Below are 17,643 nucleotides of genomic sequence, written 5' to 3' on the forward strand. Positions count from 1 at the left end.
GGCGCCGAGTCACGCTCCTGCTAACTTCAACCAGTCGCGCATGCGCGGCAGAGACAGCGTCTGATCCATCCACCCGACCAGCGCCCCCGCTGCTTCCCGCGTAATCGGATCCACGCTACCGGGCGCCGGTCATCCGAATTAGCTAAATACCCCCCATGCGAGCGCTCCGCGCAGGAACTCCTCGTCCAAACTTCGCGATGTCACTCGCACTATTCGGCACTTTAATCCGTGAAAGAGTGCTCCAGCTCGGCGCACAATTCCATTGAGAAGCTTGGAACAACACAGCGCTGCAATATCACTGAGTCAGATCGCGGATGAGGTCCTCACCGAAGCCGTCAATCAAGTCCAGCGACGAGAGAAGGCGGATTGTCGCGGAGCTCGTGGCGAGCGATGACTGGCTTTGAGGCGCCGGTGCGACGGCAAGCCGATGCCCCCGGCAGCAGCTATTTGGTTGGTGAGCTCACTATAAAAGCGGCTGGCGGTGATTCCGAAGCAGATCGGCTCCAGCTAGTGCCGACTCTGTGGATGCTTGGTTGCCGACCGGCCCCCTGAGCGCGATTGGGCGTCGGGTAACGCAACCCTACGAGGAGGTTAGCCTAACGGGCCGCCGGTCCGGCCTGAGAGGAAGCGCAGGCGATTGCTCTGACACGCGATGGCGCGGGGCTCACAAACCTCAGTGACCGGCGAACCTATGTCGCTAAACATTCCCCTCTCTGCACTACTTCCAGAGAACTTCCATCGAGAGCATCGATTGAACATCCACAGAAACCGCGGCGGGTGAAACAAGGCGGGCGATGCGGCTGCCTCGTGTCTACCGATGAGGTTCCGCGCGCGGGAATAGGGCAAGGTCCGTTGCATTGGGATGCCCATACCTGATCCTTTGTGTGACGACCGCCGAAATATCACGTTTGTTCAGGGTGCTATAGCGCTCGGCAAGACTCTTAAACAACCCTCCGACCCGATCTGACGGAACAGTAAATTCGCCATAGTTAGGATCAGAGAGGATCGTCGTTCCATTCGACGTTGCCGTTGCAATCGTGTGGGTGCCGGCGCCAGGTTGGACGAATTTCAAGCTGACCAAATGGACGGATGGATCCTGCGCAAGCTCGTTTACGATCTTGTCGATGCACGAAGATGTACCAAACCTATATCGCGTCTCTTCAGCAGATGGTTCTAGGCCGGCGTCACGCAAGATTGTGCTTTTTGCCTGGAAATTGTGAGACCCTTCCGCCTTATCCTCTTTCAATTGAGTCTTAAGCTTTTCAGACTGTTCCTGCCGTCTTGCCGCCGAGCGGTGATTTTCCGTGCCCGGGAGCAGAACCCCCATTCGGGAGGAAGCGCTGCTTGGGAGATCAAGGAGCCACTCCGCGGCCAATCCAACACAGATTCCACTGACATTGGCTTGGGGCAATTCCGCCGTCCTGTAATCGAACAGAGGACGGACAGGGCTAGTGGCAACGGATAACTCGGAGCTGGAGGACAGAGAGGATGTGCTGAGGCCCGAGGTGTTTGAACTATCATCGATTGCATCTGAGGTATGCGGCTTGCTGAAGCAGAGCCCCATTCTATCGAACAATTCGCCGGGCGCCAGGCTCTCCAGCCGCGCGATTTCGGTGAGTGTTTGGGCACATTCGCTACCGTCTGCGGGCCAACTCGATTCCTCAGCTTGCTCAGTATGTGCGTATTCGCCATCGACTCGATTATACATGCTGGTTCACCGGCTTCTTCCGCGTGCGTCTCCTCAGAGGGCGCGCTGCTCACATCTTGCCTGCGACCGATATCGCGGCAAACTGACGAGGAGCTGGCCACCACACAAGCTTAGGGAAGCTATCGCCGTCATGGCAAATTGGCTGTGCGACAGTCCCTGCTTCCGGGCGCTGCTGCAGGTGTGAGGCAGTGGCCGACCAGCTAGTGACTCTTGCACAGTGAAAGAGGTCGCGCTCGTGTAATTTCAGCTTCAGTCAGGATGATGGCTGCGTTAGACGATGCCTTCACCAAACCAGGCTCGGTCGTGGGCTTGAGATCGATCTCACCCTCATCGTGCCGCGCCGCCCGGCGCCCAAAACTTCGCCTCCAAAGAGCGCGCAATTCGCGTCCCCAGTTCGCCCCGTGATCGGCTATCAGCGAGCGAGATGCTGTTGTTCGCTCTGAGGCTGCTCCTGTTTGACAGCGGCATTTCATCTCAGCCCGCCTTGCACGCCGCAACGGCCGAGCGAGCCTGACATACACCCGCTTGTGACATCTCATCGGGACGCCGAACCGGTGCTTGTGCACCCGCTCGGCCTCACCTTGTGCTCGGATATTGTAAACTCAGTCCGTCATGCTGTCGCGCTCATCCGCGCGAACAACGTTGCCGCATCTGAGGGACTCAATCCAACGACGCCTACGAAGCTCGGAGACGGCATCGGAATGTCTCGATAAATGGGTCTCCACAAATGAAGGCAATATCGGCTGTTATTCACATAACGCGAATGTGGCGGATGCAGTTGCATGACGCACTCTTCTTCATCCCAGAACATGTCTTTGACAAAGCACATCTCCTCCCAGTTTGGACAACGCCGCGGTGTCGAAACAGCGACATGCTCCCACCCAGGACGGACAAATGCACTTATCTTTAGTTCACACCCGCAAGGCCCCTGCACAAAGAAGAGACCGCAAGGGCCTGATCCCGGAGCAGTCGCGAACCGGCCATGCTGCACCCGGCCCGCCTCCAGCTTGTCTACCACCTGCGCTCGCACGCCCGCTCCTTTGCCTCTCGGATAGCCCTGAACTCTACGTAGATGACGTTGTCGCGCAACAAGTCAACCTCCGCGATTCTCGGCCCAGCTTTCCTGAACCACTCTACAACGCACCATCCGCAAAAGCGGTAGACGTCTATCATCACTCACGCTCCTCTAGTTATGCCTCTGGTGCTCGAATTGCGCTCGGTGCCGCCGGTTGCCTGAGGACGGGCGGTGGCACGATCTGTACGTTGAGTTAGGCGACCCGCCGATCGAATCTTCCCGCTACTTATGTAAGTCCGCCATTGAGCCTCTCCGCGGCGAAGCAGTCTTGATCGGTGCCAGGCATTCACTGCTCATCGCCGGCAGAGCGCACATCACGCTTGAGCATGCGAAGTCGGCGGCTCTTGAGGCCTCATCTCGTCTTCAATGAATTGTCCCTCATCATGCCATGCTCTCCTATTGGCGGCGGAATCCAGACTTCATGATGCTCGCAGTTGCCGCACCAGATAGCTCCGGGCGACATTGCTGCTTCTGCGGGAGTGTACTTGATCCCTTGCGGCCTTCTCGCAAAGGCTGAACAGTCCTAATGCGTCAATTATGTGAAAACCATTCAGTTTTATGGCGTCCAAATCGGCTCGTACATAGCCGCAGACGTCTGGAATGCACTTCTTAGCTGGCACATCCAGCGGACCGCTGCGACCTCGATCGTCAGCTAACGGTCAGGAACAATGATTAACCGATCTCATTGGCTGCCACTGCAAATATCGCTCGATTTATAGGCCTCACTAAGATGCGGCCCTTAACGCGTTCGCTACGTGACCTTGCCCCCATATGTGGAACGGCCCGCGAGGCAAGAGCTTTTTCAGTCGATTTCACACATTGGAACGGTGCGGTCATATGTCCGGCCTTTGCGCGCGGCACAATATGGCCGCTGGCCTCGATGAGATCCGCGGAACGAGGAGCTAAATCAAGTTTACGCGCTTGAGCGCATTGGGGGCAGTAGCTTCACTCGTTTCGGGATTTCGTCCCATGGGTTCATCGCCTGTTGTTGCACCTCGCCCTCTGCCGGCCTGCGCCGGTCAGATCGTTTTGGCGGTCACTGCGTCACCGCGGCAATCGCCAATGGGTCGGGACGCCGATAAATTTCGCCCTTGTTCAGGAGCGCCCAGATGATCCGCGCCGTCTTATTGGCCTGCGCGACGGCGGCAACCTTGAAGGGGCGTCTGGCGAGAAGCGCCTTCAGCCACGGCCGCGCCCGAACGTCGTTTCGGACAAGCCGCAAGACGGCCGTTGCCCCGACAACGAGGAGAGAGCGGAGTTCTGGATTTCCCATCTTCGATATTCGTCCCAACCGCTCTTTGCCTCCGCTTGAATGAGGCCGCGGCGTCAATCCCAGCCAGGCGGCAAAGTGGCGAGCCGACTTGAACCCGCCGGGATCCGGCACAAGCGCTTTGATGGTCGCCGCCGTAATGGCGCCGACGCCAGGGATCGTGGTCAACCGACGCATGTCCTCGTCGTGCTTGGCCTCCGCGACGATTGCGCGCTCGAGCCTCTCGATCTGGTCGGCTGAAGCTTCAATCTCGTCGGCAATAGCCATCAGTGCGGATTTCACGGATCGTGAGCATCGATTTCGCGCGATCGTGAGCACTGAATTCAGACGATCGTGAGCAGCCCGCTACGGCCGATGGGAGATAGAGTCAGTGTTCTGGTTGGCCGTCAAGGGTGATGGTTTTGGCGCTGCGTTTTCGCATGCTTTCTCCGGTGAGCTGGAGGCGGTGGGCGTTGTGGACGAGGCGATCGAGAATGGCGTCGGCGACCGTGGGGTCCCCAATGGCTCCATGCCAGGTGTCCACGGGGAGCTGACTTGTGACGATGGTGGATGCGCGGCCATGGCGGTCCTCGAGGATTTCGAGCAGATCGCGGCGTTCCGCGGCGGTGAGCACCGATAGTCCCCAATCATCCAAAATCAGAAGCTGAGCGCGGCCGAGGCTTTTGAGGAGCCGAGCGTAACGTCCGTCTCCGCGCGCGAGCGCGAGCGCCTCGAACAGCCTTGGAACGCGATGATAGAGGACTGATCGGTTGTCGCGGCAGGCCTTGTGGCCGAGCGCGCAGGCTAACCAACTTTTGCCCAGGCCGGTTGCCCCGGTGACGAGCAAATTCTCGTGGCGATCGATCCAGCGACCTTCGACGAGTTTGGCGAAAACGGCGCGGTCGATGCCCCGCGGGGTGCGCAGATCGACGTCCTCGACGCAAGCAGTCTGGCGCAGTGCGGCGATCTTGAGGCGCGTGGTGAGCCGCCTGGTGTCGCGTTCGGCGGCTTCGCGGTCGACCAACAGGCCGATGCGATCTTCGAACGGCAGGGCTTCGAGATCGGGCGATCGGCGCTGCTCCTCGAAGGCCTTGGCCATTCCGGTCAGGCCAAGCTCGATCAGCCGTTCGTGGGTTGGGTGGTTAAGCATGCCGGGTCTCTCCTTGCTTCAGTGGAAGTAGTCGCGTCCGCGGATGTTGCCGGGGCGCAGGGGCTGGTGCTCGAAAGATTCGTCGAAGAACGTGCGATCGAGGCCGTTCTGGAGGATCGATCTAATCGAGGCGACGGAGCGCGCCTTGATGAGGATGCCCTCCGGCAGGCTGCGTCGAGGCGTTCGGCGCCGTAGCTTTTGACGAGCGCCAGAATGCCAAGGCAGGTTCGAAAGCCTTGTTCTGGATGGGGCCGGGCGTCGATCACGGCCTGGAAAAACGCTGCTGTCGAAGGACCGATCCGCTCGCCGGCGGCGATCACCGCGGCGGGGGTCCATTTGCCGTAGCGGCGATGGGCGCTCGGCATGTGGTCGGCGATGGTGGTGTGTCCGCGTCGGTTGGGCGCGCGGGCATGGCTGGCGATCCGCTGGCCCTTGTGGAAGATCTCGACCGTCCGATCGTCGATACGGGCATCGACCAGCTCGCCAATCAGACGATACGGCGCGGAGTACCAATGGCCGTCGACCTCGACATGATAATCGGGAGCGAGGCGGCAGCGCTTCCAGCGTGCGAAGGCATAAGGCTGATCTGGCAGCGGGGTTAGCTTGGGTTTGTCGAGTTCGGCAAACAGTTCGGCGCGGCTTGAGCCGAAGCCACGCATTTGACGAGCATTGAGTTCGTCGACGAGTGTCTTGATGGCGGCGTTGAGCTCGGCCCGGGAAAAGAAGCGCTGATTGCGCAGCCGGGCCAGAATCCAGCGCTGGGCGATTTGCACCGCGACCTCGACCTTCGCCTTGTCTTTTGGGCGCCGCGGCCGTGCGGCGAGAATGGCCGTGCCGTAATGGCTCGCCATCTCGGCATAAGTGCGATTGAGGCCGGGATCGTAGCGGTCGGGGTTGCTGACGGCGGCTTTGAGGTTGTCGCAGACCACGAACGTCGGCGTTCCGCTCAAAAACGTGAACAAGTTGACGTGGGCCCGGATCCAGTCGGCCAAGCTCTCGCTGGGGCAGGCCTCGGCGTAGGTGTAGTTCGAAGCGCCCATCGCCGCGACGAACAGCTTCATCGGCTGCACTTCCCCGGTCAGGGGATCGACGATGTCGATGGTGTCGCCGGCGAAATCCACGAACACCTTCTCGCCGCCCAGATGAATCTGCCGCATCGAAGGTCGGACCCGCCCCTTCCAGGCCTCGTAGGTAGTGCAGAACCACGTGTACCCGAAACCGTCGGGATTAACGGCGCGATACTCCTCCCAGAGCAGGCGACGGGTTACGTTGCGCCGGCGGAGCTCTTTATCGATGTAGCTCCAGTCGGGCACCGGCCGCTGCGGGCTCTGAGACGCTGGTCGTGGGGCCGGGAAAAGCAAAAGCTCCAGGTCTTCATCGGTCATTCCCTCCGGAAGCGGCCAGCTCAACCCAGCAGAGCGGGCGCGGCTCAGGTAGCTGTGCACAACGCCGTTGCTGACGCCCACGCTCCGCGCGATGGCCCGCTCTGGCAGGCCTTGAAAATGTTTTAACCGAAGGACTTCCTTGATCCGGCGCATCGACAATCTCTGGGTAGGCATTGGACTTCCTCGTTAACCACGAGGTCATCCCTAAGCCGGTTGAGTTGTCGGCCGAAGCGCTGCAAGGCTCCGAAAGCCTTGCTCACGATCCCGCGAAATCGTTGCTCACGATCGTCTGAAATCTCTGCTCACGATCCCCTGAAATCCGCGCTCACGATCCCGCGAAACGCGCAGCCATCAGCGCGAAGCGCGCTGCTGCGGGCAGGCGTGCATCTGTCTCATCCCGTATGATTGCGACCAGCGCCTCAACCTTTGCCAGGCCGGCGGTGGCGATGATCCCCAATTCTGCCAGATGCGCGCGCAACGCGTTGACTGATTGCGTTCGCTGCCGCACTAGAAGAGCGCGGGGTCTTCAGCACCATCGCGGCAGCCTGTTGCTCAGCCGTCTTAATCGGCACGAAGCGCATGGTCTTTCGGGTCACCGCTTCGCTGATGGCCTCAGCGTCCGCCGCATCCGTCTTGCCACGCTTGACGAAGGGTTTGACATAAGCCGGCGGAATGAGCCGGACCTCATGACCGAGAGCTGCGATCTCGCGCGCCCAATAGTGGGCGCTACCGCATGCTTCCATCCCCACCAGGCATGCTGGCAGCTTCTCAAAGAAACGCAGAACTTCGCTGCGCCGTAGCTTCCGGTTGAACACGGGTGAGCCCTCGGCATCCGCCCCGTGAACCTGGAAAACGTGCTTGGCCAGATCCAGCCCGATGGTGATAACCTGTTTCACGGAACGGTCCCTCCTTTGTGGCGTTCGAACAACGACCACGTTCTAGCACTTTGATGCTGTTGGAGCGGGCCGTTCCACCACATCAAGTTTTATCCGGTCCTGAGTTCGCCCCGGCTGTTGGATTTGCTCGGTTGGGCGGTGGCAGCGGCGGGAGCTGGCGCGGAGCCATCGGCATAGCGCAGCGCCAGATCCCGTCGCGGGTTGCAGGTGAAGGCAAACTCCGATGGTGTTTTCCATCCGAGTTGCGAGTGAGGTCGCGTATCGTTGTAGTCGGCCCGCCAATGTCCGAGTTCGACGCGGGCCTGGGCCAGCGACGTTAACAGCGTCTCGTTCAACAATTCGTCTCGGAGACGGCCATTGATGGGGAAGACGGCCCCGCTCCCTCGGCGCCGGCGATATACTGGCGATGGACGAACCCGCTAACAGGAGCAATTCACCATGGAAATCGCGACAATTGGGTTGGATATTTCGAAGCACGTATTTCACATCCATGCAGTTGATGGCCAAGGCCAAGTGGCCGGTCGCCAACGCCTCCGGCGAGGCGAGATCGTGTCGTTCTTCTCCTCGCTCGCACCTTGCCTAGTCGGCATTGAGGCCTGTGCGACTGCTCACCACTGGGCGCGGGAGATTCGGCAGTTTGGACACGATGTGAGATTGATCCCGCCAGCCTATGTTAAACCCTACCTACGAAGAGGAGCCAAGAATGACGCCGCTGACGCGGCCGCGATCTGCGAAGCGGTCACCCGTCCCAATATGCGGTTCGTTCCAATCAAGAGCGTTGAGAACCAGGGCTTCTTGATGCTTCATCGTGCAAGAGGCTTGTTGGTCCGCCAACGAACCATGACAGCCTGCGCGATTCGGGCTCACTTTGCTGAGTTCGGAATCATTGTCGGGCAAGGCCGGCAACGGGTGGATGGTCTGGTGGACTTGTTGGATGACGAGGAACTGACGCTACCGGCCCACGCCCGCATCGCACTAGCCGTCCTTGTGAACCAACTGAAGGAATTGGACCGGCAGGTCGAGGCCATCGAGCGCGAGATAGCTCAGATCCAGCGAGTAAATCCGATGGCGAAGTTGCTGTCCACAATTCCGGGGATCGGTCCCATAACGGCCACGGCTCTCGCCGCGACCGTACCGGACGCAACAATGTTCCGCTCCGGGCGGGAGTTCGCGGCCTGGCTTGGCCTGACGCCTAAGCAGAATTCCACCGGCGGGAAGGATCGGCTCGGCCGGATTACGAAACAGGGCGATTCCTATCTCAGGCACTTGCTTGTCATCGGGGCACGTAACGTCGTTCGGTACCCAAAGGCTCGCTCCCGGGTTGGAGGCGGCTGGATCGAAGCCCTGCTTGAACGGCGTCGGCCGATGGTCGTCGCCATCGCCGTTGCCAACAAGTTGGCCCGGATCGTCTGGGCGATGATGACGACCGGGGAATTCTATCGGCCTAAGCTCGCGGCCTGACTTTCCGCGTATGTTGGCCACCTTATGGTGTGAGGGCAAATGACAGCATGATGGACACCGGCGGAGCTGGGGATCGAGCAAGCCCGAAGAGCTTTAAGCGCAACAAGCGCGACCCGTTGATGAGGCCTCGATCCGCGATCTCCATCAGGGCCAGCGGCCATGGCATCGGTCGCACTAACAGGCCGGATACATGAACGCACCGGACCGGAATCCAAAGTGCTGCTGAAATCCCTTGCATCCGCGGGGCCGTCTATACATGAAGCTTTCGATGAAGGCATTCTGCGTCGGCTTGCGGGGCGCGATGTAATGCCAGTCGACACGGCTCTGGTCGGCCCATGTCAGGATGGCGTTGCTGGTCAATTCGATGCCGTTGTCGCTGACCACCATTTTGGGCTTGCCGCGCTCAATCATCAGCCGGTCCAGCTCCCGCGCCACCCGGGAGCCCGACAGCGAGGTGTCGGCCACCAACGCCAGGCATTCGCGCGTGCAGTCGTCGACCACGGTGAGGATACGGAAGCGGCGACCATCGGTGAGCTGGTCCGAGACGAAGTCGAGCGACCAGCGGTCATTCGGCGCTATCGGCACCACCATCGGCGCCCTGGTCCCGAGCGCCCGCTTGCGGCCACCACGGCGACGGACCGCGAGCCTCTCTTCCCGGTAGAGCCGGAACAGTTTCTTGTGGTTGACCAGATAGCCCTCCCGCCTGAGCAGAACATGCAGGCGCCGATAGCCGAAGCGACGGCGCACCTCGGCAATCGCTCTCATGCGTTGGCGTAGGGCCGCGTCGTCCGCCCGGGTCGTCCGATATCTGATGGTCATGCGGCAACAGCCGATGGCTTTACACGCCCGCCGTTCGCTCATCCCGTGGGCGTCCACGATCGGCCAAAAGCCGCTTCAGCCGCGTGTTCTCATCCTCCAGCGTCCTCAGCCGCTTGGCCTCCGAGACCTCCATCCCGCCAAACTTGGCTTTCCATTTGTAGATGCTGGCATCGCTGACGCCGTGCTTCCGGCACAGATCGGCAACCGACACGCCAGCTTCGTGCTCCTTCAAAATCCCGATGATCTGCTTCTGTATTCGGTCTGCTTCTGTCAATCCCTTAAGAGCGCGTGCCGCGGGTACCTTGCTTCTGTTCGTGGTCGGCAAAGCCGCCACACGATGGGATTCGGTTGAATGGTCGGTTCAAGCTCTTCGGCGTAGTCAGCCGCCTGGAGGGCGGACGCCACGACAGATCATACGAACTCGACCATCCCCACGCCCCGCGACGGGCGTCTCTTGGGATGGCGATGGCGTCCTTACGCCACCGCCGTCCATCGGAATTCGGTTCCATCAACCCACATTCGGTGAAGGACGACCGCCATCTTTCTGGCCAGCGCGACCTTCGCACGCTTGCTTCCTTGCCGGTGGGCAACACGCACCGCCCAAGCCTTCATCGGAGACCATCGGGTTGATGGCCTGAGAACAACGTTGGCAGCTTCGAACAGGGCTGTGCGCGTCTCTCCATCTCCGACTTTTGTGATCCGTCCCACCCGATCAACCTCGCCAGATTGGTATCGCCGGGGCGTTAACCCGAGATAGGCCCCGACGGATTGGGAATGCAGGAATCGCCTAGGATCGTCCACAGTGGAGCGGAAGGTCAACGCAGAGACCGGGCCGATCCCCGGCATCGTCATCAAGAGCCGACAAGCCGGGTCACTGCGCACGACCTTCAGAACCAGACGATGCAGTCGGGCGTACTCCCGCATCAGCGCTTCGCGTCCGGCAAGCAGCGGATTCATGATCGCCTCCAGCAAGGCGTCATCGCCCACCAACTCACGAACTCGCGTCGCGAACAGAGTCCGCGAGACGACTCCGACTTTGAGACCGAGCGGACGCAGAAGTCCGCGGATGACCTGCTCTGCGGCAGCGATGGAGCGGATGATATGCTTGCGAGCCGCGGCCAGCGTCCGCGCCCTTTGGCTGCCGATGCTCTTGACGTGAACAGGCTTGAACCATCCCGTTCTCACCACCTGCGCGATCCCACGGGCGTCATTCCGATCGGTCTTCACCGGCATGGCCGAAAGTGCCGCCTTAACCTGGCGGGCTTCCAAACTGACGGCCGGCAGCCCCAGTTCGATTAGATTTGCGGTCAGCCATTCTGACGTCGGTCCTGCCTCAAGGCCCACCCGTTCAACTTGACCAGCCCATGGTTCGAGGTACTGCACAATCGATGGCGCGTCCGCCAAGGTGGTTCCCTCCCGGATAAGCTTTCCGGTCTCGTCCACCGCACATACCGCAACGGAATTCAGCGAAACATCGAGGCCGACGTAGATCATGACTTTTCTCCTTCGGATGGAGTAGGTCCGTGATCATCAGCCAAAACGTGCCGCGCGGCAAATAGGTCAGGCGATCGGGACCGAATACCCCATCTCTTCCGTAAAGCGGCTGCGCTTCATGCTCTGGTCCTCATATCGGCCAGAGCGAACTTCAATCTGGATTAAGTCCACGGGGCAAGGTCATACGGCATGACGCTCGCGAGGCGCTCACCTTTTGCTGTCGAGTAGGCCGAGGGAGTTTCACCCTCGGCCGCTCACAGATCCGGACGTGATACTCTCGCATCATCCGGCTCCTGTTATCCAACCGTAGCCCGTCCAAGCTTTTGCCAATGGACAAAGAGCTTTGGATTTTGCTTCGCCATCTCGTTGAGTTTCCGCAACGACCGTCCCCGATGGCCCTTCAGTTGCTTGTACTTGCACCGAAGCCACGCGCCGAGGCGCTCATCGAAGTACTCATAGAGCCTACGCAGTTCCGTCGGGTAGAATCGCCCGTAGTATTGATCCCAGCCCCGAAGGACGGGGCTGAGACTACGCGCGATGTCTTCAAGCGGAAGCGGCGAGTGCTGAGGCAAGCGCCATCCTCGAATGCGAGCCCTCATCTCCTTGAGAGAGTTCGGACTCACGCCCGGAAGGAAGCAGGTGAAGATCCTGCCCCACCGGCTCTTCGCCATACGGGGGCGGAAGCTAAAGCCCAGGAAGTCAAAATGGATCTGCGGGTAGGACCGCCGTCGATTGCTGTCAGCGCAGTAGACCACTTTAGTCTTCTCCGGATGCAGCAATAAATGGCAGTCAGCAAACCGTCGTTCCAGCGCCGATTTAAGTTCCTCCGCTTCCTGCCGCGTGCGGCAATGGCAGATGATGTCGTCGGCGTAGCGTTCGAACGGAATGTGGGGATAAGACCCCTTCATCCAAACATCGAACACGTAGTGCAGGAACAAGTTTGCCAGGATTGGACTGACCACACCCCCTTGGGTGTGCCTGTCGTCCTCGCCCGAACCGATCCATCGGGCATCTCGACCGGAGCCTTAACCCGTCCTATTCGTGAGAGTGCGGCTTTTGGGCCCGATTGATGCGGCCGCACATCTTGTCTGACGAGGCGCACAGGATTGCCTTCGGCTTTTCGCCGCCTGACGACCGGTACTTTGCAACGCGCTTGAGGGATGGGTTGGGCGAACGGGGGCGGACGCCCCGCCGGTCAAGGACCGAGCGGCAGCAGCGCGCCGGGCAAGCCGCAGATCAGGTCGGCTTCGGGACATGCCGCGGCAAACGCAAGGCGAATGCGGCTCGTGGTCTCGACGACACGGGCGGCGATTTTCAAGAGCCGAAGACGCAGCGTCGCGAACTCGGCAGCGGCCAATTCCCGGGCTTTGGGAATGGCGTCGCGCACGGTCAGCATCAGCCAATAAGCGGCCGTATGGAGCACGAGACGGACCTGGTTGGCGAGCGCCGAACGGCAGCTGGTGCGATCGGAGGCGAGCTGCGTCTTATGCAGCTTGATCAGATTCTCGGCTTGGCCGCGCGCGCAATACAGGCTGTCGTAGATCCACTCGGCCGAGCCGACATCGAGGCTGGTGACGACGAAGCGGATGTCGAGGCCGAGCATCGTCGCCTCAATACGGGCGACAGTGCGCCGTTCGCGATCCCAGGACTTTGCCTTGTGGCGCGTCTCGGTATAGCCACGCAGAACCGGCAGGTTCTCGATGGCGCGTCGCGTGCGGATGTCGTCGGCGACCTCGTCGACTTTTCTGGCGAGAGGCTTGGTGCCGGACAGACCGAAGATGTAGTCGATGCCGTTGGTCTCGCACCACGCCATTGCCTCCGGCCGGGCATAGTGCCCGTCGCCACGGAACGTAATTTGCGTGTTGTGCCATCGCGTCCGGATATGCCGTACCAGGCGGCGCAGATGGGCACGCACCTCGACGCCGCCCGGCGTCTTGCCGGGCCGCAGCACGACGGCCACGGGCCGGCTCTTCTCCGTGTCGTAGACGTGGATCGGCAGGAAGCAGCGTTCGTCATAATGAGCGTTGAACAGCGAGAGCTGCTGATGGCCGTGGACGACGTCGCAGGTATCATCGATGTCGAGCGTGACGGATGCCGGCTCGCGCGGGTAGCTATCCATCCATGCGTCGACCAAAATGTAGGTCAGCCGGATCACGTCGCGCAGGCGCGGCGCATTCTCCAGCCGCGACAGCGTCGGCTGGGAACACAAATCCCGGCCCGTGTCCGGCAGCCGTCCGCAGGCCAGTTTGAATGCCGGATCGGACCTCAGATGATCGAGGTCGTCGGCGTCCTCGTAGCCGCAGCAGATCGCGAACATGCGAGCGCGGAGCATATCGACCAGGCTGTGCACGACCCGCGTCGGATCGCGCCGATCCGGGAACACCCGGGCCAGATTGTTGGCCAAACCGAGACGCCGCTCGGCCATCGCCAGAAGCATCACGCCCCCATTCGAGGTTAGGCGTCCACCATCGAAGGCAGCTGTGACTTTCTTGGCGTGAATGGCTGGAAACGAGAAGGGCGGAATCGTATCGTCGGTCATGGCGGGCGTGGCGTTCGCGGTTGGAGGTGATGGGGTTGGCTTCGCAACCGAATCCTACGCCGCATCAGCGCTTTACCCCTCAGGCGCACTCTTACGAATAAGACGGGTTAAGTTGAAGAAAGATTGAGTGACTCCCGATCATTTCTGTGCCGAAACGTGGAGTCGCGGTCGTGCCGCGTCCAAAGAAACCGGCGCGAGCGGCCTATTAGACGCGGTAGGTGATCAGCCTCCGAAACGAGACTATCAAGCATGAAGAGATCGAGCGCGAGGCAGAGGTTTTATTTGTGTTGAATTCTTGCTTCTCGATAGTGGTCTGAAATCGTATCATCGGTCATGGCGGGCGTGGCGTTCGCGGTTGAAGGTGATGGGGTGGCTTCGCAACCGAATCCTACGCCGCATCAGCGCTTTACACCACGCTCGCCAGCCTCTCAGGCGCCCTCTCGCGAATAAGACGGGTTAAGCCACCGCTCAATGTAGAGCCGGATCCAGTCAGCTTTCGTGTGTCGATAGACCGCGCGCATCAAGAGTTCATGATCGATCGTGTCGAAAAAGCTCTTGATGTCGAGATCTACGACCCAGTCGTGCTGCCAGCACCGCTTACGCGCCTGCTCTATGGCCTGATGGGCCGATTTTCCGGGCCTGTAGCCGTAGGAGTCCGGATCAAATTCTCCATCCAACACCGGCTCCAGACACCGTTTGACCACCATCTGGGCGATACGGTCCGCGACCGTCGGTATGCCAAGAGGACGAATCCCACCGCCGGCCTTAGGAATCTCGACCCGCCGCACTGGTGGCGGGAAGTAACTTCCTGACACCAACCGATTCCACAGCCGGTAGAGGTGGTTCTCAAGATCGCCGGCAAAGTCTTCGAGACTCTGGCCATCGACGCCCGCCGCCTTTCCCTTCTTCACAAGCTTATAGGCTTCCCACACCATCCGCTTGGTGATGGGCAACGGTTTGCCGGAGTTCACCGTGCTCCTCCCGGTCTTCCCGGTTGGCGCAGTGACGCCGGCAGGATAACGCAACCCCTTTGCTCCACGGCCATTACAGCCGCTTCCTCACTATTACGGGTTGCTCCGCCCCTGACGCATTGCGTCAGGTTCCGACGTTCCGTGTTGAAGCCTGTGACGAGATCATGCCGCCTATGCACCGGCTGCCGCGTGGGCCGTAAACAGGCTCCGCCCACACTCCTCCGAGCGCTACTACCCCACGCCCGTCTTGACAGCATCTTGAACCCATTTCGATACGTCATCGGCGGTTCGCTTGCACTCATCTTCTTGTCACTTACCTGACGGTTTCATTCACCGCCTTTTTCCTCATCGCTCACCACCGCGCCTTTTGAACGCGGCAGCATGAGGTGGTTTGAAGCCTGCCCCTGAAGGCCGGCTCCGGGAGGCCAAACTCCCATCTTCAACACAGCATCACCGGCGTCGCCGCCGGTGTTCGTTGCACACGGTAATGCGGGTTTTGTTTCCGACAGGAATGTCGCGACTCCGACGTCGCGCAGCGGCTCCGTTTGACCAACCCATCAAATGAAAGGCGCTGCCGACAGTTCTACCTTCTGGCATGTAGCTTGCTGCGTGGGCCGAACGCGACCTTGCCGTTCCGAAGATACACGAGCAATCAATCGGCCGAGTGGTCGCGACGCAACGAACATCGTTTCTCCTACCGCCCTATGAAGAGAGGACTGCTAGCTTATGAGTGATAGGAGGCATGCAAAGCTTGGCATATTTCTGTTGGCCGGCGCTCAGCGCAATGAGACGTACATTCGCGCGCAACAAAGCCCCCAATGATCAAGCATTTCGGCGCCGATCGTCCCTCCTTGCAACCGCAGAGAAGGTGGAACTGGGAGCTCCTCGTCGCACTTCTCATAAATGCGGTGCTTTGGGCTGGAATCTACTTGGTCATCACAGCCTTCTTCTGACAGCCTCCCGTGCATGGCGACCGCGCGAGGCTTCTAGGGCCTATCGCATGCTGCAGCCGCCACGGCTGCGAATAACCTGATGCCGGCGCGCAATTCGCGCTGCGACCTGGATTTAGAGTGCGCTGTTCCGGCGACCGCAATAGGAATTCCGACGCATAACCCAGATGTCTGAAATGAAAGACACTGATATGCCGTTGCGGCCGCGGCTAAGTGCCAAAAATGACCAGTAGCAGCTCGACGTACCGCGCAGGTGGCATCCGGGCTTCCTCGTTAGGCGCAACGGATTGACTGCAAGTGAGAACTGGTACTCCGCATTACCGTTATGTGAAAGCTAGCTTTCGAGAAGCTGACGAAGCAAAGAGACCTGAAGGAACGTTGGGCAAGCGGCCGGCTCCGCCCTCACGTCCTATGGCATAGGACGGCCCGGCCGCCTCGCTCCTCGCTCCCGCAACGCTCGGAGCAGGCGGGATTGACTTGCTTGTTGAGCGATATCAGCCTCGCCCTTGGGTTGGGTATAGTTCAAAAGGCTGAAGCCTTGATTGGCCGTAGCAGCGCTTACAGCTCTTGCTCAGGCCACGTATCGTCCTCATTTTTGCGCATCCGCCACACGAGGGCGCGCTGCGCTAACTTGTCGTATTCGAATGCAATCTTAAGCAACCTGTCTTTTGCTTTCCCGTCAACGAGCGCTGCCGCCTTCTTTCGCGTTGCTTGCGCGCGGCCTCGCCAGTGATCGGGTTGGTAGAGTTTGCTTTTCGGATTCATGCCGAGAGCATGCAATTCGTAGATCAAACAATTGCGACACCTACGCTCCGTATCATCACGTAGGAGCGACGCTCGTGGCTCGGCTGCCGAAGCGGTCGATCCCTAGTCCACAGCCCCCGACAGCTTTAGACCATCGGTCTTATGAAGAGACTTTGAATCGCATGCATCGTTAGATTGTACGAGTTGGGACAAGTGGGGATCACCACTGAGAGCCAGGGGATTCCTGACATCACGACATTTGCGAATGCTTCAAATATGTACGCTAGCCCAGGACGACCAAATAGAGAGCCTAACACCATCGATAGCGGTACGACGACCCCACCTCGTTTAGGTGGACGGGATGAGCGAGACTCGCGCGTGGATTTGACAACGCGAGGGACGCTCGTTCCATGCATCAAGACAGACATCAAGACGGGCATGATGCCGCCTCCTATCAGCGGATCGAGGTGATCACAGGGGAGAGGCGACGGCGCAGTTGGAGCGATGCGGAGAAGGCGCGGATCGTGGCCGAGAGTGCCGATCCGGAGACGAGCATTTCCGAGGTGGCTCGACGCAACGGGGTGAACCGGGGACTGCTCAGTGTGTGGCGGCGCCAGGCGCGGCTCGCGTCGAGCGAAGCGCCGCAGTTCGTGCAAGTCAGGCTCGAGGCCGCCGTCGAGGCGCAGCCGAACGCGATCGATAAGGCGCATGTTCTGACGGATCCGGCCGAGCGGATCGAGGTGATGATCGCGGGCGCGACGGTGCGCGTGCCCGTCGGCGTCGACGCCGCGACGCTGGAGCGCGTGCTGGCGGCGGTGAGATCGACGCGATGATCTCTTTCGGTCCAATGGTCCGTGTGTTCGTCGCGACGCAGCCGATTGACTTTCGTAAAGGCGTTCATGGCCTTGTCGCGCTGGTAGCGGAGGGATTAGGCGGCAAGCCCTACAGCGGTGACGTTTATGTCTTCCGATCGAAGCGATCGGATCGTTTGAAGCTACTGGTTTTTGACGGCTCGGGAATGGTTCTAGCGACGAAGTGGCTGGAGAATGGGGGCTTTGCCTGGCCACCTGTTCGCGAGGGTACGATGCCGGTGACGGGGGCGCAACTGGCGATGCTGATTGAAGGTCTTGCGGAGTGGTCGCGTGTGGTCCCGAAGGTGACGAAGCGGCCGACGAAGGTTGCCTGAAGCGTCTTGTTTTGCT

The 17,643-nt window shown here is 60.3% G+C and carries 12 protein-coding genes and 5 pseudogenes; 3 read left to right on the forward strand and 14 right to left on the reverse strand.

Going from position 1 to position 17,643, the window contains the following annotated elements; genetic code table 11:
* Positions 1-811 precede the first annotated feature (811 nt).
* The 8 genes and pseudogenes from J4G43_RS43535 to J4G43_RS43565 all read right to left on the reverse strand — a co-directional run.
* Positions 812-1,708: a YopT-type cysteine protease domain-containing protein gene (locus J4G43_RS43535; RefSeq protein ID WP_011084854.1), complete on the reverse strand. Its 897-nt coding sequence runs from the start codon at positions 1,706-1,708 to the stop codon at positions 812-814.
* Positions 1,709-2,318: 610 nt separating this feature from the next.
* The gene (locus J4G43_RS56525) at positions 2,319-2,537 is read right to left on the reverse strand and encodes a DUF7694 domain-containing protein (RefSeq protein WP_071916442.1); all 219 of its coding nucleotides are present in this window, start codon (positions 2,535-2,537) and stop codon (positions 2,319-2,321) included.
* A 182-nt stretch (positions 2,538-2,719) separates the two neighbouring features.
* Entirely contained in the window at positions 2,720-2,881 is a 162-nt protein-coding gene (locus J4G43_RS43540; RefSeq protein ID WP_208088598.1) for a hypothetical protein, read from the reverse strand.
* Between the two features lie 938 nt (positions 2,882-3,819).
* Positions 3,820-4,329: pseudogene (locus tag J4G43_RS43545) on the reverse strand (IS110 family RNA-guided transposase); the annotation flags it as partial.
* A 91-nt stretch (positions 4,330-4,420) separates the two neighbouring features.
* Entirely contained in the window at positions 4,421-5,182 is a 762-nt protein-coding gene (gene istB, locus J4G43_RS43550) for an IS21-like element ISFK1 family helper ATPase IstB (protein WP_011090937.1), read from the reverse strand.
* Positions 5,183-5,200: 18 nt separating this feature from the next.
* Positions 5,201-6,741 (reverse strand): annotated as a pseudogene (istA, locus tag J4G43_RS43555) (IS21-like element ISFK1 family transposase).
* A gap of 187 nt (positions 6,742-6,928) precedes the next feature.
* Positions 6,929-7,463: pseudogene (locus J4G43_RS43560) on the reverse strand (IS110 family RNA-guided transposase); the annotation flags it as partial.
* Positions 7,464-7,552: 89 nt separating this feature from the next.
* Positions 7,553-7,822, reverse strand: a pseudogene (locus J4G43_RS43565) (integrase core domain-containing protein); the annotation flags it as partial.
* A gap of 79 nt (positions 7,823-7,901) precedes the next feature.
* Here J4G43_RS43565 and J4G43_RS43570 point away from each other — a divergent pair.
* Positions 7,902-8,924, forward strand: a complete 1,023-nt coding sequence (locus J4G43_RS43570) for an IS110 family RNA-guided transposase (RefSeq protein ID WP_038945046.1) — start codon at positions 7,902-7,904, stop codon at positions 8,922-8,924.
* A gap of 258 nt (positions 8,925-9,182) precedes the next feature.
* Here the strand turns inward: J4G43_RS43570 and J4G43_RS43575 are convergent.
* The 6 genes and pseudogenes from J4G43_RS43575 to J4G43_RS43600 all read right to left on the reverse strand — a co-directional run.
* A pseudogene (locus J4G43_RS43575) lies at positions 9,183-10,017 on the reverse strand (IS3 family transposase); the annotation flags it as partial.
* Between the two features lie 200 nt (positions 10,018-10,217).
* Positions 10,218-11,237 carry an IS110 family RNA-guided transposase gene (locus J4G43_RS43580; RefSeq protein ID WP_208085219.1) on the reverse strand — a complete coding sequence of 340 codons (1,020 nt, stop codon included), beginning with the start codon at positions 11,235-11,237 and terminating at the stop codon, positions 10,218-10,220.
* A 296-nt stretch (positions 11,238-11,533) separates the two neighbouring features.
* Positions 11,534-12,175 (reverse strand): group II intron maturase-specific domain-containing protein, encoded by a 642-nt coding sequence (locus J4G43_RS43585; protein WP_249814707.1) that lies wholly within the window; start codon positions 12,173-12,175, stop codon positions 11,534-11,536.
* A 257-nt stretch (positions 12,176-12,432) separates the two neighbouring features.
* Positions 12,433-13,776 (reverse strand): IS1380-like element ISBdi2 family transposase, encoded by a 1,344-nt coding sequence (locus tag J4G43_RS43590; protein ID WP_208088599.1) that lies wholly within the window; start codon positions 13,774-13,776, stop codon positions 12,433-12,435.
* A gap of 428 nt (positions 13,777-14,204) precedes the next feature.
* Entirely contained in the window at positions 14,205-14,747 is a 543-nt protein-coding gene (locus J4G43_RS43595; protein ID WP_456298912.1) for a reverse transcriptase domain-containing protein, read from the reverse strand.
* A gap of 1,508 nt (positions 14,748-16,255) precedes the next feature.
* Positions 16,256-16,489: a hypothetical protein gene (locus J4G43_RS43600; protein WP_014497799.1), complete on the reverse strand. Its 234-nt coding sequence runs from the start codon at positions 16,487-16,489 to the stop codon at positions 16,256-16,258.
* Between the two features lie 362 nt (positions 16,490-16,851).
* On the opposite strand from J4G43_RS43600, the gene tnpA reads away from it, so the two are divergent.
* Both tnpA and tnpB read left to right on the forward strand, forming a co-directional pair.
* A complete protein-coding gene (gene tnpA, locus J4G43_RS56230; RefSeq protein WP_018273743.1) occupies positions 16,852-17,274 on the forward strand; it encodes an IS66-like element accessory protein TnpA in 423 nt (140 codons plus the stop codon).
* Positions 17,271-17,627 (forward strand): IS66 family insertion sequence element accessory protein TnpB, encoded by a 357-nt coding sequence (tnpB, locus tag J4G43_RS43610; RefSeq protein ID WP_018273742.1) that lies wholly within the window; start codon positions 17,271-17,273, stop codon positions 17,625-17,627. Before tnpA ends, tnpB begins: the two co-directional genes overlap by 4 nt.
* The last annotated feature ends 16 nt before the right edge of the window (positions 17,628-17,643 follow it).

This window comes from Bradyrhizobium barranii subsp. barranii, assembly GCF_017565645.3.
In the GTDB taxonomy this organism is placed as follows: Bacteria; Pseudomonadota; Alphaproteobacteria; order Rhizobiales; family Xanthobacteraceae; genus Bradyrhizobium; species Bradyrhizobium barranii.